This is a genomic window from Colwellia chukchiensis, assembly GCF_002104455.1.
Taxonomy (GTDB): domain Bacteria; phylum Pseudomonadota; class Gammaproteobacteria; order Enterobacterales; family Alteromonadaceae; genus Cognaticolwellia; species Cognaticolwellia chukchiensis.
Map to the genome: position 1 here is coordinate 115,666 of NZ_NBOC01000003.1, position 23,817 is coordinate 139,482.

Annotated in this window: 17 protein-coding genes and 5 tRNA genes; 1 reads left to right on the forward strand and 21 read right to left on the reverse strand. The window is 42.7% G+C overall.

All coding sequences use genetic code 11. The annotated features are described in order from the left end of the window. Positions 1–367 precede the first annotated feature (367 nt). The 13 genes from tuf (B6K83_RS05790) to B6K83_RS05850 all read right to left on the reverse strand — a co-directional run bounded on the left by tuf (B6K83_RS05790) (position 368) and on the right by B6K83_RS05850 (position 17,460). Entirely contained in the window at positions 368–1,552 is a 1,185-nt protein-coding gene (gene tuf / locus B6K83_RS05790) for an elongation factor Tu (RefSeq protein ID WP_085284019.1), read from the reverse strand. Positions 1,553–1,635: 83 nt separating this feature from the next. Continuing rightward, positions 1,636–3,732 (reverse strand): elongation factor G, encoded by a 2,097-nt coding sequence (gene fusA / locus B6K83_RS05795; RefSeq protein ID WP_085284020.1) that lies wholly within the window; start codon positions 3,730–3,732, stop codon positions 1,636–1,638. 137 nt (positions 3,733–3,869) lie between these two features. Then, entirely contained in the window at positions 3,870–4,343 is a 474-nt protein-coding gene (rpsG, locus tag B6K83_RS05800; protein WP_085284021.1) for a 30S ribosomal protein S7, read from the reverse strand. 107 nt (positions 4,344–4,450) lie between these two features. Next, positions 4,451–4,825, reverse strand: coding sequence for a 30S ribosomal protein S12 (gene rpsL / locus B6K83_RS05805; RefSeq protein WP_085284022.1), 375 nt, complete (start codon positions 4,823–4,825; stop codon positions 4,451–4,453). A 207-nt stretch (positions 4,826–5,032) separates the two neighbouring features. After that, entirely contained in the window at positions 5,033–9,247 is a 4,215-nt protein-coding gene (gene rpoC / locus B6K83_RS05810; protein WP_085284023.1) for a DNA-directed RNA polymerase subunit beta', read from the reverse strand. A 105-nt stretch (positions 9,248–9,352) separates the two neighbouring features. Next, positions 9,353–13,381, reverse strand: a complete 4,029-nt coding sequence (gene rpoB / locus B6K83_RS05815; RefSeq protein WP_085284024.1) for a DNA-directed RNA polymerase subunit beta — start codon at positions 13,379–13,381, stop codon at positions 9,353–9,355. A 271-nt stretch (positions 13,382–13,652) separates the two neighbouring features. After that, on the reverse strand, positions 13,653–14,021 hold the full coding sequence (rplL, locus tag B6K83_RS05820) for a 50S ribosomal protein L7/L12 (RefSeq protein ID WP_085284025.1): 369 nt from the start codon (positions 14,019–14,021) through the stop codon (positions 13,653–13,655). A 102-nt stretch (positions 14,022–14,123) separates the two neighbouring features. Further along, positions 14,124–14,618, reverse strand: coding sequence for a 50S ribosomal protein L10 (gene rplJ / locus B6K83_RS05825; RefSeq protein ID WP_085284026.1), 495 nt, complete (start codon positions 14,616–14,618; stop codon positions 14,124–14,126). A 297-nt stretch (positions 14,619–14,915) separates the two neighbouring features. Continuing rightward, entirely contained in the window at positions 14,916–15,611 is a 696-nt protein-coding gene (gene rplA / locus B6K83_RS05830; protein ID WP_085284027.1) for a 50S ribosomal protein L1, read from the reverse strand. A 3-nt stretch (positions 15,612–15,614) separates the two neighbouring features. After that, positions 15,615–16,043, reverse strand: coding sequence for a 50S ribosomal protein L11 (gene rplK / locus B6K83_RS05835; RefSeq protein WP_085284028.1), 429 nt, complete (start codon positions 16,041–16,043; stop codon positions 15,615–15,617). Positions 16,044–16,305: 262 nt separating this feature from the next. After that, positions 16,306–16,884, reverse strand: a complete 579-nt coding sequence (nusG, locus tag B6K83_RS05840) for a transcription termination/antitermination protein NusG (protein WP_085284029.1) — start codon at positions 16,882–16,884, stop codon at positions 16,306–16,308. 10 nt (positions 16,885–16,894) lie between these two features. Then, entirely contained in the window at positions 16,895–17,278 is a 384-nt protein-coding gene (gene secE / locus B6K83_RS05845; RefSeq protein ID WP_085284030.1) for a preprotein translocase subunit SecE, read from the reverse strand. A 105-nt stretch (positions 17,279–17,383) separates the two neighbouring features. Beyond that, positions 17,384–17,460, reverse strand: a tRNA-Trp gene (locus B6K83_RS05850). A gap of 239 nt (positions 17,461–17,699) precedes the next feature. Here B6K83_RS05850 and B6K83_RS05855 point away from each other — a divergent pair. Further along, positions 17,700–18,659 carry a 2OG-Fe(II) oxygenase gene (locus B6K83_RS05855; RefSeq protein ID WP_085284031.1) on the forward strand — a complete coding sequence of 320 codons (960 nt, stop codon included), beginning with the start codon at positions 17,700–17,702 and terminating at the stop codon, positions 18,657–18,659. A 584-nt stretch (positions 18,660–19,243) separates the two neighbouring features. Here B6K83_RS05855 and tuf (B6K83_RS05860) read toward each other — a convergent pair. The 8 genes from tuf (B6K83_RS05860) to murB form a co-directional block, all read right to left on the reverse strand. Then, positions 19,244–20,428 carry an elongation factor Tu gene (gene tuf / locus B6K83_RS05860; protein ID WP_085284019.1) on the reverse strand — a complete coding sequence of 395 codons (1,185 nt, stop codon included), beginning with the start codon at positions 20,426–20,428 and terminating at the stop codon, positions 19,244–19,246. An 82-nt stretch (positions 20,429–20,510) separates the two neighbouring features. After that, positions 20,511–20,586, reverse strand: a tRNA-Thr gene (locus B6K83_RS05865). A gap of 15 nt (positions 20,587–20,601) precedes the next feature. Next, positions 20,602–20,676, reverse strand: a tRNA-Gly gene (locus B6K83_RS05870). Between the two features lie 28 nt (positions 20,677–20,704). After that, positions 20,705–20,789: transfer RNA gene (locus B6K83_RS05875), tRNA-Tyr, on the reverse strand. A 30-nt stretch (positions 20,790–20,819) separates the two neighbouring features. Beyond that, positions 20,820–20,895: transfer RNA gene (locus B6K83_RS05880), tRNA-Thr, on the reverse strand. Positions 20,896–20,989: 94 nt separating this feature from the next. After that, positions 20,990–21,763, reverse strand: a complete 774-nt coding sequence (locus tag B6K83_RS05885; protein WP_085284032.1) for a type III pantothenate kinase — start codon at positions 21,761–21,763, stop codon at positions 20,990–20,992. Next, entirely contained in the window at positions 21,760–22,734 is a 975-nt protein-coding gene (gene birA / locus B6K83_RS05890) for a bifunctional biotin--[acetyl-CoA-carboxylase] ligase/biotin operon repressor BirA (protein ID WP_085284033.1), read from the reverse strand. Before birA ends, B6K83_RS05885 begins: the two co-directional genes overlap by 4 nt. Then, positions 22,731–23,762, reverse strand: a complete 1,032-nt coding sequence (murB, locus tag B6K83_RS05895) for a UDP-N-acetylmuramate dehydrogenase (protein ID WP_085284034.1) — start codon at positions 23,760–23,762, stop codon at positions 22,731–22,733. The genes birA and murB overlap by 4 nt, the downstream gene beginning before the upstream one ends. Positions 23,763–23,817: the final 55 nt, after the last annotated feature.

The window sequence follows — 23,817 nt, forward strand, 5'->3', positions numbered from 1 at the left end:
TCGATAGTAGTCGATGAATTCTTTAAGGTAACAGCGATACAACACCAGCACCAACTGTACGACTCTCAGCTGCGCACCCGAGGTGCTTGCGAAAATCCCTAAAAATAGTCCAATGGTACTGTTTTATTAACGTATTTTCTCATCACGGATTAGTCCGTGAATGTGCTGGTACTGAAAACAAAAAAGACGCCAAAGCGTCTTTTTTAAGGTGTTTCTAAATATCGATAGTAGTCGATGAATTCTTTAAGGTAGCAGCGATACAACACCAGCACCAACTGTACGACTCTCAGCTTTGTCGATGACCTTAGCTCACAGAAACAAAAAAGACGCCGAAGCGTCTTTTTTAAGGTGTTTCTAAATATCGATATTAGTCGATGATTTTAGATACAACACCAGCACCAACAGTACGACCACCTTCACGGATTGCGAAGCGTAAACCTTCATCCATCGCTACTGGGTTGATTAGCTCTACAACAAACTTTAAGTTGTCGCCTGGCATTACCATTTCTACACCTTCAGGAAGCTCTACTGCACCTGTGATGTCCGTTGTACGGAAGTAAAACTGTGGGCGGTAGCCTTTGAAGAATGGTGTATGACGACCACCTTCATCTTTTGAAAGTACGTATACTTCTGACTCAAACTTAGTGTGTGGAGAAATTGAACCAGGCTTACATAATACTTGACCACGTTCTACGTCTTCACGCTTAAGACCACGTAAAAGTACACCACAGTTCTCACCAGCACGACCTTCGTCAAGCAACTTACGGAACATTTCAACACCCGTACAAGTTGACTTTTGAGTATCACGGATACCAACAACTTCTACTTCGTCACCTACTTTAACGATACCACGCTCAACACGACCAGTTACTACTGTACCACGACCTGAGATTGAGAATACGTCTTCAATCGGCATGATGAAAGCACCGTCGATTGCACGCTCTGGCTCTGGAATGTATGAATCAAGGGCGTCAGCAAGTTCTACAACTTTCGCTTCCCACTTCTCTTCGCCTTGAAGTGCACCAAGTGCTGAACCTTGAATTACTGGTAAGTCATCACCTGGGAATTCGTATTCGCTAAGCAATTCACGAACTTCCATTTCTACTAGTTCTAGTAATTCTTCGTCATCTACCATGTCACATTTGTTCATGAATACGATGATGTAAGGTACACCAACCTGACGTGATAACAAGATGTGCTCACGTGTTTGTGGCATAGGACCATCAGTTGCCGCAACAACTAAGATAGCGCCGTCCATTTGTGCAGCACCGGTGATCATGTTTTTGATGTAGTCGGCGTGACCAGGACAATCTACGTGTGCGTAGTGACGTGTTTCTGTGTCGTACTCGATGTGAGAGGTATTAATTGTAATACCACGCTCACGCTCTTCTGGAGCATTATCGATTTGTGCGAAATCTCTAACTTCACCACCGTGAACTTTAGTTAATACCGCAGAGATAGCGGCTGTTAAAGTTGTTTTACCGTGATCAACGTGACCGATTGTACCAACGTTAACGTGCGGTTTATTACGTTCAAATTTTTCTTTAGCCATTTTTCAATTACCTTAAAGTTTATTAAAAGCGCAGCCAATTCGACCGAGCCAGACTTTCACTAACTATTAAGTGATTGCCCTTACTAAGATTCAATTATTTTGTCGGCAACAGCTTTTGGTGCTTCGCTATATTGCAAAAACTCCATAGAGTATGATGCACGACCTTGAGTTGCACTACGTAAAGCCGTAGCATAACCAAACATCTCCGATAGTGGAACAGTTGCATTCACTACCTTAGAACCAGCTGGACCTTCGTCCATGCCATCGATCATACCGCGACGGCGATTTAAATCACCAACGACATCACCCATGTTTGCTTCTGGCGTAATAACTTCAACTTGCATCATAGGCTCTAAAATCACAGGTGATGCCTTAAGCACACCTTCCCTAAAGCCCATAGAAGCAGCGACTTTAAACGCCATTTCATTTGAGTCGACATCATGGAAAGAACCATCATAAAGCGTGGCTTTGATATCAAGTAACGGGTAACCCGCTAAGACACCGCTTTCCATCTGCTCTCGACAGCCCTTTTCAACGGCAGGTATAAATTCCTTTGGAACCACACCACCGACAATCTCGTCGACAAATTCAAAACCTTTACCTTTGGGTAATGGCTCTAATCTCAACCAAACATGACCAAATTGACCACGACCACCTGATTGACGAACAAATTTACCTTCCACTTCAACCGTTGAACGAATCGTTTCGCGATAAGCCACTTGTGGGCTACCAACGTTGCATTCGACGCCAAATTCGCGCTTCATGCGTTCAACCAAGATATCGAGGTGTAATTCCCCCATACCTGAAATGATGGTTTGACCCGTGTCTTCATCAGAAAACACTCTAAATGATGGGTCCTCTGCGGCCAATTTACCTAAGGCAATGCCCATTTTTTCTTGGGCTGCGACGGTTTTTGGCTCAACTGCCACTGAAATAACTGGCTCAGGAAATTCCATACGTTCTAAGGTAATAACATGATTAGCATCACATAAAGTATCACCTGTAGTAACATCTTTTAGCCCGATTGCGGCAGCGATGTCACCAGCACGTACTTCTTTTATCTCCTGACGGTCATTTGCATGCATTTGCACGATACGACCTAAACGTTCTTTCTTGCCTTTAATTGGATTGTATATACTGTCGCCAGTTTTTACTATACCAGAATAGACACGGAAGAAGGTTAAGGTACCGACAAATGGGTCTGTCGCGATTTTAAATGCTAAAGCCGCAAAGGGCGCTTTATCATCGGCTTCACGAGTACCTTCAGTTTCGTTTTTGTCATTGTTAATGCCCGTTATCGCGGCAACTTCTGTTGGCGACGGTAGGTATTCAATGACAGCATCAAGCACTGCTTGTACGCCCTTATTCTTGAAAGCAGAGCCACAAGAGCAAAGGACGATTTCATTGTTTAGCGTGCGGGTACGCAGCGCAGATTTAATTTCTGCTTCGGATAACTCACCTTCTTCAAGGTATTTATCCATCAGTGCTTCGGAGGCTTCTGCGGCTTCAGAGACAAGATTTTCATGCCATTCTTCGGCTTCTTCTTGCATCTCTGCTGGAATATCTTCATAGGTAAAAGTCATACCCTGGTCACTTTCGTTCCAGTTAATGGCTTTCATTTTAATTAAGTCGATAACACCTGCAAAATTTTCTTCTGCACCAACCGGTAAGTAGATAGGTACAGCATTCGCCTCTAAGCGTGTTTTGAGTTGTTCAACAACGTTTAAAAAGCTGGCACCAGTACGGTCCATCTTATTAACAAAAACTAAGCGTGGTACAGAGTATTTCTCCATTTGACGCCAGACAGTTTCTGTTTGCGGTTGAACACCTGAAGAACCACATAATACTAATATTGCGCCATCTAGAACACGCAATGAACGCTCTACTTCAATCGTAAAGTCCACGTGACCTGGGGTATCAATAATATTAATACGATGGTCTTCAAATTGTGCTTCCATCCCTTTCCAAAAACAAGTAGTCGCTGCCGAGGTAATCGTAATACCTCGCTCTTGCTCTTGTTCCATCCAATCCATGGTGGCTGCGCCATCATGAACTTCGCCGATCTTATGAGAAAGACCAGTATAGAAAAGTACCCTTTCTGTAGTTGTCGTTTTACCGGCATCGACATGAGCACAAATACCAATGTTACGGTATCGCTCAATAGGGGTTATACGTGCCACAATTTTTTCCTCTTTCTGAGCATTTAGCTCAGATTATAAAACAGTTGTGGTTATCACCAGCGGCCAAATTGACCTTTAGTGATAACCACGGCATTACACTCTTTACTTTGCTCGCCATGACAGCGCGCAAATTGTTACTACCAACGGTAGTGAGCAAATGCTTTGTTAGCTTCAGCCATACGGTGAACGTCTTCACGTTTCTTAACCGCGCTGCCTTTGCTCTCAGACGCATCTAACATTTCGTTAGCTAAACGCTGAGCCATTGATTTTTCACCACGTTTACGAGCTGCTTCAACTAACCAACGCATGGCTAGTGCATTACGACGCACAGGACGAACTTCAACTGGAACTTGATAAGTAGAACCACCAACACGACGAGACTTAACTTCCACTTGTGGGCGGATGTTGTCTAACGCTTCTTCAAACATTTCTAAATGCGTTTTTTCGGTGTTTTTCTCAGTTAAAATATCTAATGCACCGTAAACAATTTTTTCGGCTGTAGATTTTTTACCATCAACCATAAGGATGTTGATGAATTTTGCTAAAAGTTCGTTATGGAACTTAGGATCTGGCAATATTTTACGTTGCCCAACGACGCGTCTTCTTGGCATCTTAATTCTCCGTTATATTCAGGATAAACCCAAAATTTAATATGTTATTTGGCCTTACTTAACGTTTCTAATCTTTGGCTTAGTTAACTAAGCGAAGAAAGGGAAACTTAAGATTTAGGTCGCTTAGCACCGTATTTAGAACGGCCTTGTCTTCTGTCGCTAACACCTGAACAGTCAAGTGCGCCACGAACGGTGTGATAACGTACACCAGGTAAATCTTTAACACGACCACCGCGAATCAAAATTACGCTATGCTCTTGTAAGTTGTGACCTTCACCACCGATGTATGACGTTACTTCGAAGCCGTTAGTTAAACGTACACGAGCAACTTTACGTAGTGCTGAGTTAGGTTTTTTCGGTGTAGTTGTATACACACGAGTACATACACCACGACGCTGTGGACAAGCTTGTAACGCTGGAACGTTATTTTTGCTTACTTGTCTTACACGTGGCTTACGTACTAATTGGTTAATAGTTGCCATTAAATAGCTCCCGATTAGTTAAATTTGTATAAACTCCAATCAATGGGGGAATTTATACCCTTGTAAACGTGAAAATCCGCGACCTTATTTTTCAGTACACTAGGTACGAAATATAGGGTCGCGGAATTCTATAGGTCAAGCTTTAACCTGTCAAGCTTTACTCGCAATAGACAGGTTAATCACTTGCTTTTTGCTAATTTAGCGCTGTTATTCACTACTAGCGTCTAAATCGGCATTCAAAGCGTCAGTTAATGCTTGTGCTGCTTCGTCTGCTGATACAGTTATTTCATCTTCTGGAACGGCGTGTTTAGCACGCGCTCGTTCCTGATGATAAGAATAACCGGTACCTGCTGGGATCAAGCGGCCAACAATAACGTTTTCTTTCAAACCGCGCAGACTATCTTTCTTACCCGCTACTGCGGCTTCGGTAAGCACGCGCGTAGTTTCTTGGAAAGATGCTGCTGAGATAAATGACTCAGTAGCTAATGATGCTTTAGTTATACCCATCATTTGCATTTCGTATTCCGCCGGTTGTTTACCCGCAGCTTCTAATTCACGATTTGCGATGTTGACACGCGCAACTTCCACGGTCTCACCTTTAAGGAAGTTACTGTCACCGGCGTCTAAGATCTCACACTTGCGGATCATTTGACGGACGATAACTTCAATGTGCTTATCGTTAATTTTAACCCCTTGTAAACGATATACTTCTTGTACTTCGTTAACAATGTAGTTAGCTACTGGTGCAACACCACGCAAACGCAGAATATCATGCGGAGATTCTGGACCATCGGCAATAACTTCACCTTTAAGTACCGACTCACCTTCAAACACGTTTAGTTGACGTATTTTTGGAATCATCTCTTCGTAGACTTCACCGTTTGGTTGCGTGATTAATAAACGCACTTTACCTTTGGTTTCTTTACCGAAGGAAATAATACCGGTTTTCTCGGCTAAAATTGCCGGTAACTTAGGCTTACGCGCTTCAAATAAGTCCGCTACGCGTGGTAAACCACCGGTAATATCACGAGTTTTCGACGAGGCTTGAGGAATACGCGCGAGCGCATCACCAATACCAACATCTGCACCATCTTCTAGGTTGACAATAGCGTTACCCGGTAAGAAGTACTGTGCTGGAATATCAGTACCAGCGATCATGACATCGTTACCTTTCTCGTCGACTAGTTTCACCATAGGGCGCATTTCTTTACCCGCAGAACTACGTTGTCCTGCTTCAGTGATAACAATACTCGACAAGCCGGTAAGTTCGTCCGTTTGACGTACCATAGTAACGCCGTCGATTAACTCAACAAACTGAACCTTACCTGCAACCTCAGTAATGATTGGATGCGTATGCGGATCCCAGTTCGCGATAATATCGCCAGCATTGATAGCTTCGCCATCTTTCTTGCTTAAAATAGTACCGTAAGGCACTTTATAGCGCTCTTTTTCACGACCAAGCTCGTCAATCACAGTTAGCTCAGATGAACGTGACGTGATCACTAAGTGGCCTTCAGAGTTAGTAACAAATTTCGCATTTTGTAGCTTCAACGTACCTGTGTTCTTCACTTGTACATTGTTCTCAGCTGACGCTCGAGATGCGGCACCACCGATGTGGAAGGTACGCATGGTAAGCTGTGTACCTGGCTCACCGATAGATTGTGCTGCAACTACACCAATGGCTTCACCTTGGTTGATCATATGACCACGCGCCAAGTCACGACCGTAACAATGCGCACAAATACCAAAGTCAGTTTCACAAGTGATGATTGAACGTACTTTAATTTGGTCAACTGAGTTTTCTTCGATAACGTCACAAAGTGCTTCATCGATCAATGTGTTGCGCGGTAACAACACTTCTTCAGTACCTGGTATTAATACGTCTTCACAAACAACACGACCTAGTACACGTTCGCGAAGCGGTTCAACAACGTCACCACCTTCAATTAACGGCGTCATTTGTAAACCGTCTAAAGTGCCACAGTCGTGTTCAGTAACCACTAGATCTTGCGCAACATCCACTAAGCGACGTGTTAAGTAACCTGAGTTAGCGGTTTTCAATGCGGTATCGGCCAAACCTTTACGCGCACCGTGAGTTGAGATGAAGTATTGTAATACGTTCAAACCTTCACGGAAGTTCGCCGTGATCGGTGTTTCGATGATTGAGCCATCAGGTTTTGCCATCAAGCCACGCATACCTGCTAGCTGACGAATCTGAGCAGCACTACCACGAGCACCCGAGTCCGCCATCATGTAGATAGAGTTAAACGAGTCTTGCTCTTCTGGCTCACCGTCACGGTTAATAACCGTTTCTTTTGATAAGTTATCCATCATAGCTTTAGAGATTTTCTCATTCGCTGATGACCAAATATCGATAACTTTGTTGTATTTTTCACCCTGAGTGACAAGACCTTGCTCAAACTGGGTTTGAATTTCTGCAACTTCTTCTTCAGAGTCTTCGATGATGCTATATTTAGCTTCTGGAATAACCATATCATCGATACCCACAGAGGCACCGGCAACCATAGCGTAATGGAAGCCTGTGTACATAATGTGGTCAGCAAAAATAACCGTGTCTTTAAGACCTAAGTTACGATACGCATGGTTAATCAATTTTGAAATCGGCTTTTTACCTAATGGCTGATCGATAAGATCATAAGGTATGCCATCAGGACAGACTTGCCATAAAATCGCACGGCCAATCGTGGTATTGCGTAAAGTCGTTTTTGCCACTAACTCACCGTCACTATTACGTTCGTGTTCGGTGATACGAATTTTAACGCGAGCATGTAACTCAGCAAAACCTGTGCGGTAGGCTTTTTCGGCTTCTTTGATGTCGGTAAACACCATGCCTTCACCTAAACCATTAACACGGTCACGTGTTAAGTAATACAAACCTAAAACAACGTCTTGTGACGGAACAATAATTGGATCACCGTTCGCTGGCGACAGTACGTTGTTCGTTGACATCATTAAGGTACGCGCTTCCAATTGCGCTTCAATGGTCAAGGGTACGTGTACCGCCATTTGGTCACCATCGAAGTCAGCGTTGTATGCCGCACAAACGAGTGGATGTAGGTGAATCGCTTTACCTTCAATAAGTACAGGTTCAAACGCTTGGATACCCAATCTGTGTAGTGTCGGTGCACGGTTAAGCATCACTGGATGTTCGCGAATTACTTCGTCAAGTACATCCCATACTTCAGCGCCTTCGCGCTCAACAAGCTTTTTAGCGGCTTTAATGGTTGTAGCTAAACCACGTGCTTCTAATTTACCGTAAATAAATGGCTTAAATAACTCTAACGCCATCTTCTTCGGTAAACCACACTGGTGTAAACGCAATGTCGGACCTACAGTAATTACTGAACGGCCAGAGTAATCAACACGCTTACCTAATAAGTTTTGACGGAAACGACCTTGCTTACCTTTGATCATATCGGCAAGTGATTTAAGAGGACGTTTGTTAGAACCGGTAATAGCACGACCACGACGACCGTTATCTAATAAGGCATCAACAGACTCTTGTAACATACGCTTTTCGTTACGAACGATAATGTCTGGCGCAACTAAGTCTAATAGACGTTTTAAACGGTTGTTACGGTTGATAACACGACGGTATAAATCATTCAAATCAGAGGTTGCAAAACGACCGCCATCCAAAGGCACTAACGGACGTAAATCCGGTGGTAAAATTGGTAGTACGTTCATGATCATCCACTCAGGTTTGTTACCTGAAGCGGCGAATGCTTCCATTAACTTTAAACGTTTGGTAATTTTCTTACGCTTAGTTTCACTACCGATTTCTGGCAATTCTTCACGCATTTGCGCGACTTCACCGTCAAGGTCGATTTGTTGTAGTAAAGCTAATACCGCTTCTGCACCCATAAGTGCGTCAAATTCGTCACCATGCTCTTCTAACGCATCAAGATATTCTTCTTCCGTTAGAATCTGGCTTTTCTCTAATGTTGTCATGCCTGGCTCGGTGACAACATAAGATTCAAAATATAATACGCGCTCAATATCGCGCAAGGTCATATCAAGTAATAAACCAATACGAGACGGCAAAGACTTTAAGAACCAAATATGTGCAACTGGGCTTGCTAATTCGATATGACCCATGCGGTCACGACGAACTTTGGTTAATGTCACTTCAACGCCACATTTTTCACAAATAACACCACGGTGCTTAAGGCGTTTGTATTTGCCACAAAGACATTCATAGTCTTTAACTGGACCAAAAATACGCGCACAGAACAAACCATCGCGTTCTGGCTTAAAAGTACGATAGTTAATCGTCTCAGGTTTCTTTACTTCACCAAAAGACCATGAACGTATCATGTCTGGTGAAGCGAGGCCGATGCGAATACCATCGAACTCTTCTGTTTGGTTTTGTTGCTTAAGAAACTTAAGTAAATCTTTCACACTCTATCTCCTGTCGGAGTTAAATACCGGAGAGAGCAAAATTTTGCTCTCTCCCTGTACTGACCTTGCCATTTCGACTCAGTCAGCAATGTAGCTGAAGGTAGCCTAATCCTGATCCAATTCGATGTTGATACCCAACGAGCGAATTTCTTTCAACAATACGTTGAATGATTCAGGGATACCCGGTTCCATACGATGATCACCATCAACTAAGTTTTTATACATCTTAGTACGACCGTTAACATCATCTGATTTCACCGTTAACATTTCTTGTAGGGTATAAGCAGCACCGTATGCTTCTAATGCCCACACTTCCATCTCACCGAAACGCTGACCACCAAATTGTGCTTTACCACCTAATGGTTGTTGCGTTACTAGGCTGTACGAGCCTGTAGAACGCGCATGCATTTTGTCATCCACTAAATGGTTTAGTTTTAACATATACATGTAACCTACGGTTACTGGGCGCTCAAATTCACGACCTGTGCGACCATCGGTTAGGGTAAATTGACCACTTTCTGGCATATCAGCAAGCTTAAATAATTTTTTAATTTCCAGCTCACTGGCACCGTCAAATACCGGCGTTGCAATTGGTAAACCAGCGCGTAAGTTATCGGCTAAGCGCATCACTTCATCATCAGAGAAGCTATCAATATCAACTTCTTGACGTGACTCACCTAAGCTGTAGACCTCTTTTAAGAATTCACGTAATTTGTGAATTTCTTGTTGCGCTTGCAACATACGGTTAATTTTCTCACCGATACCGCGTGCGGCCATACCTAAATGAGTTTCTAGGATTTGACCTATGTTCATTCGTGATGGTACACCTAAGGGGTTTAGTACCACATCTACCGGCACACCGTGCTCATCGTATGGCATATCTTCAACAGGTACTACGTTTGAAATAACACCCTTGTTACCATGACGACCGGCCATTTTATCACCTGGCTGGATACGACGCTTAACAGCTAAGTACACTTTAACGATTTTCAATACGCCAGGCGCTAAGTCATCACCTTGGGTGATTTTACGACGCTTAACTTCAAACTTCTTATCAAAATCAGCTTTAATGTTATCGTATTGTTCGGCTATTTGCTCAAGCTCTGATTGTTGACCTTCATCACTTAAGTTTTGCACTAACCATTTATCGCGTGACATACCGTTAAGGTCTGACTCGTTTAAGCCTGATGCTAGTAGAAGTTTCTTGGCACGAGCATAAATACCATCTTCTAAAATGCTAAACTCATCGCCTAAGTCTTTCTTGACTTCTTTTAGCTGCATCTCTTCAATTTCAACCGCACGCGCGTCTTTTTCTACGCCGTCACGAGTGAAGATTTGCACATCAATAATAGTACCAGAAACAGAGTTAGGTACGCGCAATGAGCTGTCTTTAACGTCTGCGGCTTTCTCACCAAAGATAGCGCGTAGTAGCTTTTCTTCCGGCGTTAATTGCGTTTCACCTTTAGGGGTAACTTTACCCACTAAGATGTCACCACCGTTAACTTCAGCACCAATGTAAACCACACCCGCTTCATCTAATTTAGATAACGCAGATTCGCCAACATTTGGAATATCCGCCGTGATCTCTTCACTACCAAGCTTAGTATCACGGGCGATACAGGTTAATTCTTGAATGTGGATAGTGGTAAAACGATCTTCCTGTGCAACACGCTCAGATAACAACATTGAATCCTCAAAGTTGTAACCATTCCACGGCATAAACGCGATACGCATGTTTTGACCTAAGGCCAATTCACCCATATCAGTAGAAGGACCGTCTGCTAGCACATCACCACGAACCACAGGCTCAGCCATACGACATAATGGACGTTGGTTGATACAAGTGTTTTGGTTAGAGCGCGTGTATTTGGTTAAGTTATAAATGTCGATACCGGCTTCGCCTGGTACCATTTCATTTTCGTTAACTTTTACCACGATACGAGAAGCATCAACGTAATCAATAACACCACCACGTTTAGCAACCACGGTTACACCCGAGTCAACCGCAACAATTTTTTCCATACCAGTACCGACAAGTGGTTTATCCACTTTCAGTGTTGGTACTGCTTGACGTTGCATGTTCGAACCCATCAAGGCACGGTTAGCATCATCATGCTCTAGGAATGGAATAAGTGACGCCGCCACTGAAACGATTTGCTGTGGTGACACGTCCATATATTGAACTTGTTCCGCCGACATTAAGGTAAATTCATTTTTGTGACGACAGGCAACTAGACCATCGACTAGTTTACCGTCAGCATCAATTTCCGCTGTCGTTTGTGCGATAACGAAGTTACCTTCTTCAATCGCAGATAGGTAATCAATTTCATCAGTGATCACACCATCAATAATTTTACGATAAGGCGTTTCTAAGAAACCATAATCGTTAGTACGAGCGTAACAAGAAAGCGAGTTGATCAAACCAATGTTTGGACCTTCTGGCGTTTCAATCGGACAAACACGACCGTAGTGAGTTGGATGTACGTCTCGCACCTCAAAGCCTGCACGTTCACGCGTTAAGCCACCTGGGCCTAAAGCAGAAATACGACGCTTGTGTGTTACTTCTGATAACGGGTTGTTTTGATCCATAAACTGTGACAGTTGTGAAGAACCAAAGAATTCTTTCACAGCCGCAGATATTGGCTTAGCGTTGATCAGGTCTTGTGGCATGATGGCATCTAAGTCACCTAGACTTAAACGTTCACGAACCGCACGTTCTACACGCACTAAACCAACACGGAATTGGTTCTCGGCCATTTCACCAACAGAGCGAATACGACGGTTACCTAAGTGGTCAATATCATCAACTTCACCTTTACCGTCACGGATATCGATCAAGGTTTTCATCACTGAAATGATGTCATCTTTTGATAGTACACCCGTACCAACATCATCAGCATTACCGACACGACGGTTAAACTTCATGCGACCGACAGTCGACAAGTCATAACGCTCAAGCGAGAAGAACAAGTTATTAAATAAGGTGTCTGCGGCATCTTTTGTTGGTGGCTCACCTGGGCGCATCATACGGTAAATTTCTACTAACGCTTCTAAACGGTTAGTTGAGTTATCTACGCGTAAGGTGTCAGACATATATGAACCAACGTCAAATTCGTTCATGTATAAAGTTGACAGTACCTTATGACCGGCTTGACTTAGCTCGGCAAGCAACTCTAAAGTGATTTCAGCATTCGCTTCAGCGATCACTTCACCGGTTGACTCGTCGATATAGGCTTTAGAAAGTACGCGACCAACAATGTATTCTGCTGGCACTTCTAAAGTTTTCATTTTCGCTTTCGAAAGCGCGCGAATATGACGAGCAGTAATACGACGACCTTGCTCAACTAATACATCACCATTAGGTAACTTGATATCAAAGGTGGCTGTTTCACCGCGTAAGCGTTCTGGAATCAAATCCATCACTAGCTTATCGCCTTGAATTGAGAAGTTAGTGGTGTCGTAGAAAATCGCTAAGATTTCTTCTGTTGAGTACTCTAAAGCACGCAATATGATCGACGCAGGTAATTTGCGACGACGGTCAATACGAACAAATAAATTATCTTTTGGATCAAATTCGAAATCTAACCATGAACCACGATAAGGAATAACACGAGCGTTATATAACACCTTACCAGAAGAGTGGGTTTTACCTTTATCATGATCGAAAAACACACCAGGAGAACGATGTAATTGTGAAACAATAACACGCTCTGTACCATTAATAACAAACGTACCATTGTCTGTCATTAATGGGATTTCACCCATGTATACTTCTTGTTCTTTGATATCTTTAACTGTACCTGCCGCTGCTTCTTTATCATAAACAACTAAGCGTAATTTAACGCGCAATGGTGCAGAATAAGTTACACCGCGTATTTGACACTCTTTAACGTCAAATAACGGCTCGCCCAAACGATAGCTAACATACTGTAATTCTGAGCTACCTGAATAGGCTTTAATTGGGAAAATAGAACGAAACGCAGCCTCTAGGCCTGCTTCACCTGTTGGATCAATATCAATAAACTTACGGAAAGATTCGAGTTGGATTGATAACAAGAACGGGTAATCCATTACTTGTACGCTTTTACCAAAGTCCTTACGAATACGTTTCTTTTCAGAGTAAGAGTAAACCATGGGGTTCCTCAGCTTGCTGGTTATGGCCGATCTGCCTTTAAATACCAATTGGATTTAAATAATTGACCGACACTCGCCAAAGCGTTGTGGCCATCTATTATCTAATCCAATTGGTATCAGACAGGATATTGCAGTGATACTTTTATCTTAAGTATCAAATAATGCACTGTTTTGGTTTAAAAAAAAACCACTTTCTTTAGCGCAAAAAGGCCGGTGACGTTTAAATCACCAGCCATTGCCTTTTCAGGCAAACAATCTGTCTAAAAGCAGATTATTTGATCTCAACAGAAGCACCGGCTTCTTCAAGAACTTTCTTAAGCTCTTCAGCTTCAGCTTTTTCAACGCCTTCTTTGATCGCTTTTGGTGCAGCTTCAACAAGCTCTTTCGCTTCTTTTAAGCCAAGACCAGTTGCGCCACGTACTGCTTTAATCACAGCAACTTTCTTATCACCGAAGCTCGCTAAAACTACGTCAAATTCAGTTTGCTCTTCAGCAGCACCACCAGCGTCACCGCCAGCAACAGCAACAGCAGCAGCAGCAGATACGCCAAACTTCTCTTCCATTGCTTCGATTAGTTCAACTACGTCCATTACTGACATTTCAGCAATAGCATTTAGGATATCGTCTTTAGAAATAGACATTTTTAATTTCCTGTTTTAAGTAACAGCCTTTGTGACTGTTATAAATAACTATAAATACAAAAAGTGCGAATTGTGCTCTTATCATTAAGAGGTAAACAATTATTATGCAGCTTCTTGCTCTTTCTGATCGCGTACTGCAGCAATCGTGCGGCAAAGTTTGCCAGCAGATGCTTCTTTCATAGCGCTCATTAAACGGGCAATTGCTTCGTCGTAAGTTGGTAGCTTAGCTAACATGTTTACGTCTACTGCATTACCTTCAAATGCGGCTGCTTTTAATTCAAAGGCTTCGTTAGTTTTAGCGAAATCTGTGAATAAACGTGCTGCGGCACCTGGATGCTCGTTTGAAAATGCAATTAATGATGGACCTACTAATGTGTCAGTAACACATTCAAAGTTAGTACCTTGTAATGCACGACGTGCTAATGTGTTACGGATAACTTTCATCCATACACCATTTTCACGTGCTTGCTTACGTAAGACAGTAATTGCTTCAACTGAAACACCGCGAGAATCCGCGATTACAGCTGATTGAGCGCCATCGGCAGCTTCTTGAACTTCAGCAACAATTGCTTTTTTGTCATCAAGATTGATAGCCATTGGCTTTACTCCTGGTTCACCGGTCAAAAAAACCGGTATTTACTATCCCTAAGTAACTTATCAGTTACTTGGGCCGTTACGGCGAGGACCAGAATTAGGAAATACTGGGTAATCACCATCTACGTAGGAAATATTAAGCGTTTAGCGAAGAATCGCCTTAGCTCCTACGGTCTTTGACGGGGCTGTCTTGTGCAATAAAATGCCCATAATTAGACAACACCTACCAAAATTTAAGGGGCGAAATTATAGTCTACAATTTCGCCCATGTAAAGTATCGAACACGACACTTTCAGAAAATTATAGTGTCAAGCTAGCTTGGTTAACGGCAACGCCGGCACCCATAGTTGTTGAAACTGAAATTTTCTTAATGAACTGACCTTTCGCATTAGCTGGTTTTGCTTTTTTAAGCGCTTCCAACAAAGACTCTAGGTTTTCTTGCAATTTAGCATCTTCGAAATCAACCTTACCAATCGTAGTATGGATGATACCGTTTTTGTCATTGCGGTAACGAATTTGACCTGCTTTGGCGTTGTTAACAGCGGTTACAACGTCTGGCGTTACTGTACCAACTTTCGGGTTAGGCATTAGACCACGTGGACCTAAAATCTGACCTAGTTGACCAACAACACGCATCGCGTCAGGCGTAGCAATAACAACGTCAAAGTCCATGTTACCGGCTTTAACTTGCTCTGCTAAGTCGTCCATGCCAACAACGTCAGCACCGGCTTCTTTCGCTTTATCAGCGTTAGCGCCTTGGGTAAATACAGCAACACGAACATCACGACCAGTACCATTTGGTAATACAGTCGCACCACGTACGTTTTGATCTGATTTACGAGCGTCAATGCCAAGATTAACTGCTACATCTACACTTTCGCGGAAGTTTGCTGTAGCAAGTTCTTTAAGCAAAGTAAGTGCTTCGTTGATGTCATATTCTTTTAATACGTCTACTTTTTCACGGATAAGACGAGCGCGTTTTGATAATTTAGCCATTGATTAGTCCTCTACCACTAAACCCATTGAACGAGCTGAGCCCGTAATGGTACGCACTGCCGCTTCCATAGAGCCAGCAGTAAGATCTGCTTCTTTAATCTTAACAATTTCTTCAAGTTGGGCTGTAGTAACAGTACCCACTTTTTCTGTGTTAGGACGACCAGAACCACTCTTCACACCAGCAGCTTTTAGTAATAAATAAGCGGCAGGTGGAGTTTTTGTTTCAAATGTAAAAGAACGATCAGCATAAACAGTAATAACTACTGGAACTGGCGCGCCTTTGTCTAAAGAATCTGTTTTGGCGTTAAACGCTTTACAGAATTCCATGATGTTAACACCGTGTTGACCAAGAGCTGGACCAACTGGTGGTGACGGGTTTGCTGCACCGGCAGCAACTTGTAGCTTAATTAAAGCTGTGACTTTTTTAGCCATGGTTTAATACCTTTATGTATGGGTGCGAACGCTGTTTATAGAAAACCAGCTCCCCGTTAACAAAATTCGATTTTAACTTTAACAGCTAAAATCGGCAGCGGATTATATATTATTCAAGGCGGAGAGTGCAAGATAAGATAGCTAATTTGTGCAAAAAATCAGCGCAAAGACGGAACAATAAACGATAACTGTAAATTTAGCGGAATATTTGAGCAAAAAAAACCAGAGTAAGCACTCTGGTTTTTTCGAAAGCAATTAGTGATTAGCCTTTCTCAACTTGACCAAATTCTAAATCAACAGGTGTCGAGCGACCAAAAATTAATACTGAGACTTTAATACGGTTTTTCTCGTAATCTAACTCTTCAACTACACCGTTAAAGTCAGCAAATGGACCTTCAATAACGCGTACCACTTCACCTGGTTCAAACAATGTTTTAGGTTTAGGCTTATCTGTGTCTTCAAGGCGCTGTAAGATGCGATCAGCTTCTTTTTGTGTAATAGGTGCTGGTCGGTCACTGGTGCCGCCAATAAAGCCTAATACACGCGGCACACTTTTAACTAAGTGCCATGCTTCTTCATCCATTGCCATTTGTACTAATACATAGCCAGGGAAGAATTTACGCGCACTTTTACGTTTTTGCCCAGCGCGCATTTCTATAACTTCTTCAGTTGGCACTAAAATTTGACCAAACTTATCTTGAAGGTTATGAATTTCAATATGTTCGGCTAGGGTTTTTTGCACCCGAGCTTCATAGCCCGAAAATGCCTGCACAACATACCAACGCAATTTAGGTTTATTGGCTTCTTCCGGTGTCTCTGTATTTACAATTTCTTCAGTCATGATGTTGCCTTTACCCTACTTGTAATCCGGTGATCAATCCTACTACCCAAAATAGAATTGAATCTAATCCCCATAGTAGTAACGACATAATTACTGTTGCCACTAAAACAATACCTGTGGTTTGTACGGCTTCTTGACGTGTTGGCCAAACCACTTTTCTCACTTCGGTACGCGACTCTTTGGCAAACGTCACGGCAGTGCGACCTTTAACCGTTTGCATAGCAACAAAACCAGCAACAATAATCGCCGCTACTACTGCTAAAGCGCGAACAAGCACTGATTGCTCAGCAAAAACGTAATTACCGACCACAGCGCCAGCTAAAAGTAAAACGATCACGCTCCACTTTATAAAATCAAATGAACCACTTGGTTCAGTTTCTGTACTTGCATTCATATCTACTACCTGTAATTACGTGTCTAACCTAAGACGAAACAACCCCGACATTATCGAGGTTTATATCTAAAATGCTTATTTACCGCACTAGCATTTTACAAAACATGGCAGGGGTAGAGAGATTCGAACTCCCAACCGTCGGTTTTGGAGACCGCTGTTCTACCAATTGGAACTATACCCCTTCAAATTATACTTACACTTACCGAGTGGTCTTAGTTGTTTGGGAATTAAGAGTGACTCTAGAAGTGAGGCGCTATTATACTAAGCAATTTATTTTACTCAAGGACTATTTTTAACTTAAGGATAGATGCCGAGGCAGATATCAACAGAGCTAAATCAGGCAACTTGTCGAGAACGCCATTGATATTCCTTTTTATTTTAGCTACTTTAGCGGCAATTATTTATTAGATAGTGGTCATTAATGCTTTTACAGTTACTGGAAGACAAACACTTTGGTCGATTAACCACAGCAAAGGTTTTTAAACTCGCCAACAATAATGCCAATTTTGCCAACCTTTGGCTGGTACAAGCAATAAGGAGTGATTGTAGTCTCAATGAGCTTGCTTTAGCTATCGCCGCTAATATTAAATGGCAAAGTAAAAATTTAGCACTTTTAGAGCGCTACCTACCTGAGACAGAACTAGCAAACGATCATCTCAGTAATGAACTACTACAAGCGATGGCGTATTCTCAAGACATCATCCAAGATTTTTGTCAGCAACGCCAAGCAAAGCTCCTTATACGCATCACCTCGCTAGCTGAGACAATAACCACAACAAAAATCGATACACATAAAATGACCTGTAACTTATCACTTAGCCTTGAACAGCTTAATGATATTTTAACCAGTTGTAGCCCACATTTAAAAGATGCGGTGTTATTCGGCGCAGAAGGCAAGAGCAGCCAAGACAAAGGGATTAGAAATAACAGCCACTTCCCTACGCCACTACCCAATGATTCAATGGCATTGGCACTGCTTGAGCATTTACTTGCTAAAGCAAGCGGTTTACCTATTGGCGTTGCAGAGCCACCCGTGGTATTACGTTACCTACCTGAGCAATATTATCACTGGCACTACGATCATATTTATCCGCATACTGAGGATATTAAAAAGCATATCGCCCAATTTGGCCAACGCGTTAAAAGCGCTATTTTTTACCTTAATGACGACTTTGTTGGCGGCGAGACAGAGTTTAAAACCCCGTTTATATCTATCACTCCAAAACAAAACAAAGCATTGATCTTTGACAACTGTGATCAACAAGGAAACCGCTACAGCGACAGTATTCACAGAGGAAAGTCGGTTATAAGTGGCGAAAAGTGGATAGTGACCTTGTGGTTTAGAGATAAACCGTTTTGGCTTAGATCGGGTTTACTTTGAGCTCAGAAACTTAGCTGAACTTTCACGCAAACAATTAGCTTTTGCCACTGATTAATTTTCATAGCACCAACTGTACGACTCTCAGCTTTGTCGATGACCTTAGCTCACACAAACAAAAAAGACGCCGAAGCGTCTTTTTTAAGGTGTTTCTAAATATCGATAGTAGTCGATGAATTCTTTAAGGTAACAGCGATACAACACCAGCACCAACTGTACGACTCTCAGCTTTGTCGATGATCTTAGCTCATACAAACAAAAAAGACGCGGCAGCGTCTTTTTTAAGGTGTTTCTAAATATCGATAGTAGTCGATGAATTCTTTAAGGTAGCAGCGATACAACACCAGCACCAACTGTACGACTCTCAGCTTTGTCGATGATCTTAGCTCACAGAAACAAAAAAGACGCCGAAGCGTCTTTTTTTTAAGGTGTTTCTAAATATCGATAGTAGTCGATGAATTCTTTAAGGTAACAGCGATACAACACCAGCACCAACTGTACGACTCTCAGCTTTGTCGATGACCTTAGCTCACAGAAACAAAAAAGACGCCGAAGCGTCTTTTTTAAGGTGTTTCTAAATATCGATATTAGTCGATGATTTTAGATACAACACCAGCACCAACAGTACGACCACCTTCACGGATTGCGAAGCGTAAACCTTCGTCCATCGCTACTGGGTTGATTAGCTCTACAACAAACTTTAAGTTGTCGCCTGGCATTACCATTTCTACACCTTCAGGAAGCTCTACTGCACCTGTGATGTCCGTTGTACGGAAGTAAAACTGTGGACGGTAGCCTTTGAAGAATGGTGTATGACGACCACCTTCATCTTTTGAAAGTACGTATACTTCTGACTCAAACTTAGTGTGTGGAGAAATTGAACCAGGCTTACATAATACTTGACCACGTTCTACGTCTTCACGCTTAAGACCACGTAAAAGTACACCACAGTTCTCACCAGCACGACCTTCGTCAAGCAACTTACGGAACATTTCAACACCCGTACAAGTTGACTTTTGAGTATCACGGATACCAACAACTTCTACTTCGTCACCTACTTTAACGATACCACGCTCAACACGACCAGTTACTACTGTACCACGACCTGAGATTGAGAATACGTCTTCAATCGGCATGATGAAAGCACCGTCGATTGCACGCTCTGGCTCTGGAATGTATGAATCAAGGGCGTCAGCAAGTTCTACAACTTTCGCTTCCCACTTCTCTTCGCCTTGAAGTGCACCAAGTGCTGAACCTTGAATTACTGGTAAGTCATCACCTGGGAATTCGTATTCGCTAAGCAATTCACGAACTTCCATTTCTACTAGTTCTAGTAATTCTTCGTCATCTACCATGTCACATTTGTTCATGAATACGATGATGTAAGGTACACCAACCTGACGTGATAACAAGATGTGCTCACGTGTTTGTGGCATAGGACCATCAGTTGCCGCAACAACTAAGATAGCGCCGTCCATTTGTGCAGCACCGGTGATCATGTTTTTGATGTAGTCGGCGTGACCAGGACAATCTACGTGTGCGTAGTGACGTGTTTCTGTGTCGTACTCGATGTGAGAGGTATTAATTGTAATACCACGCTCACGCTCTTCTGGAGCATTATCGATTTGTGCGAAATCTCTAACTTCACCACCGTGAACTTTAGTTAATACCGCAGAGATAGCGGCTGTTAAAGTTGTTTTACCGTGATCAACGTGACCGATTGTACCAACGTTAACGTGCGGTTTATTACGTTCAAATTTTTCTTTAGCCATCTTAAAATACCTCTGGGTAGATTAAATTAAATAATTTTTTAGTGTTTTTAACATTGATAATCTAGAGAGGGCCTGAAAGAAGTGGTGCTGATAGGCAGATTCGAACTGCCGACCTCACCCTTACCAAGGGTGCGCTCTACCAACTGAGCCATATCAGCATTTTCTATCACAACTGGAGCGGGTGGCGGGAATCGAACCCGCTTCATCAGCTTGGAAGGCTGAGGTAATAGCCAGTATACGACACCCGCTAATTCTACCAGATTATCTCTGTTAAAATGGTGGAGGGAGGTGGATTCGAACCACCGAAGGCGGAGCCGTCAGATTTACAGTCTGATCCCTTTGGCCACTCGGGAACCCCTCCAAATTTTTTACATTACTTTTAATGTATTAATGGTGCCGACTGCCGGAGTCGAACTGGCGACCTACTGATTACAAGTCAGTTGCTCTACCAACTGAGCTAAGTCGGCACTACATTAAGTGGTGCGAATTCTAGAGTAATGTTTTCACGCTTGCAATAGGAAAATGCAAAAACAAGCATGTTTTTATGTGTTTGCTGTTTTTTTACTCATTATTACTATTTTTTTTTGCTTTATTAACAAGCAAACTCGCCTGAAAGCAGCTTAAACCATGAAAAATCAACTTAGGTTCTAACTGACAGGCGTCGGTTAATAATTTAGCGATATTGGCACCGTTGCCACCTGTAATAAGAATTTTATCTAAACTAAGTAAACGCTTGCTCTCAACTATGGCCTCTTTTATAGCGCCTATGGTCATCGCCCAATTGCCGTTATTAAGACAATCAGAGCTGTTTTTCCCAAATGATAAGCTAGGCGATGTATTGGCGCTGGCATTAATCTTATGCGTTCGTGCCAACAAACCATTAAACAATGTTTGCACGCCAGGCATGATCCAGCCCCCTAAATGCTGACCATTTGCCGCCAATAAATCAATCGTCATCGCCGTGCCAGCATCAATAATCAACAGGTTATTTTCTGGATAGCGCTGCTTAGCGCCTATCATGGCTAACCAACGATCGACACCGAGGCGCTCAGCAGTTTGATAACAAGATGTCACACCAAACGCCGTGGCAGTACTATGTACTTGCCTAATAGCCACCTGATTAGCTTTTCCCCACTGCATTATCGAATCGTCTATGGCTTGATCATGCACATTAGCAAAAATCACTTCTTGTACATGGCAAAATTTACCTTGCGCAAGCTGTGTTAAAAACGCTTGATAATCAATATAAGTTACCGCCGACAAAGGTGCCTGTTGTGTTGCGCCTTGCAGTACATATTTAACTTGGCTATTACCTACATCAATCAGTAATCTCATGGTGCTGCCCTTAAGCTTACCTCACCACCATACACAGGTGATACTTGGCCATTAACTTCTAACATTAACGCGCCTTGATTATTGATACCGCGAGAAATACCCCGCGTGACTTTATCACCTGTGATCAAGGCGACAGCTTTATTGCAATAAAAGTCTTGCGCTTGCCACTCAGCCACCATGGTATTAATCCCAGTAGCGCTATGTGTTTTTAACCTTTGTTGTAGTGCGACTATAATCTGCGCTGCTAAGATATTTCGATCAATATCTACGCCAAGTGCAGTTGCTAAGTCGGTCCATGGTTGTTCAACTAACGCGGCACTTTGTACGGGCATTTTGACATTCAAGCCAATGCCAATCACGCAGTGACAAGGGGCCATGGCTTGGCCTTCGAGGTCAATAAGAATACCCGCGAGCTTGACACCATTTAAATAAATATCATTTGGCCACTTCAGTTCTACTTCAACGCGATACAAAGCCTTTATGGCATCACTCACCGCCAACGCAGCCACAACACTAAGTCCCATAGCCGCCGACATACCTTGCTCGAGATACCAATACATTGACAGGTATATATGCGAGCCAAATGGCGATACCCATTGCCGTCCACGTCGGCCTCGGCCATCACTTTGATATTCTGCAATACAAACTTGCCCGGGCAGGTTTTGATTCGGTAAGCGACGCATTAAATAGCTATTGGTTGAATCTATTAAGCTATGCACTTCAACTTTCGTGTCAATATGTTGCTGCTTTAAGGCGGCATTAATCTTACTTGCATCAAGTAGTTCAATTGGCTGCGCTAACCGATAGCCTTTGCCAGTAACACTAAAAATATCAAAGCCGATGGCTTGCAATGCACTAATGTGTTTTGAGATAGCCGCACGACTAACGCCAAACTCCTCACCTAGCGCCTGACCAGATAAAAATTTGCCACTGATCAAACGCTTAATCAATTGTTCACGTATCGCTTTCATTCGCTTTGTCCTGTATCACACGACTCAGTGCTTTTGCTTCTAATAAACCGAACTTCGGGCTCTAAGCTTATATTAAATTTATCCTGCACTTGCGTTTGAATATAAGCCGCAAAGGCAACCACATCTTCACCACTGGCCTGATTAAAATTGACAACCACTAAGGCTTGCTGATCATGCACACCAACACCCGCTCGACGCTGACCTTTTAAACCCGATTGTTCAATCAACCATGCCGCGGCTAATTTCACTTGCTGTTGATTTTGCCGATAATAAGGCATTTTTGGATGCTGCGCTTGTAAAGCCTGAAAAACTTCCTGACTGACAACAGGGTTTTTAAAAAAACTACCAGCATTGGGCAACCGCGCCGGATCGGGTAGTTTTGCTTGGCGCAACGCTATAACTTGATGCAGGATATTCTCAGGCGTTTGCGGTGAAGGTAATTCCTTTAAGCCCTGATAATCAACTACCGGCTGCCAAGCCTTAGGTATTTTAAAGTGTACTTGAGTGATCACACCTCGGCCATTTAGTGACTGTTTAAAAATACTGGTTCGATAACCAAATTGACAAGCTTGACGTGAAAACGTTTGTTGTTTTCTAGTCGCAAAGTTAAACCATGACACGCGCTCAATAAAGTCGCCTACTTCAACGCCATATGCACCTATATTTTGCACCGGTGCTGCACCAACACTGCCAGGGATTAATGCTAAGTTTTCCAAGCCATTAATGCCGCGGCGTGCACAAAGCATCACTAACTCATGCCAGTTTTCTGCGCACGCCACCTGTAGATAAAAATCATGTTCATCTTCGGTTATCTTGATGCCCTTGAAATTTGGTTTAATAATAATGGGAGCTTTTTTATCACAGAACAAGGTATTACTGCCTTCACCTAACACATAACTGGCTGCGGTTTTTTCTTGAGGAATGTTCGCCAAGTCTTGCTCTGTAGTAGGAAAGAATATTTCAGCAGTAACTGCGGCAATATTTAAACTATTTAATGTTTGTAGCGGAAAGTTAGCGCGTATCTTCATAACAATGACTGGAAAGAGTTTTGCGTATTGTACGCAAAAAGTTGGCAAGCATAAA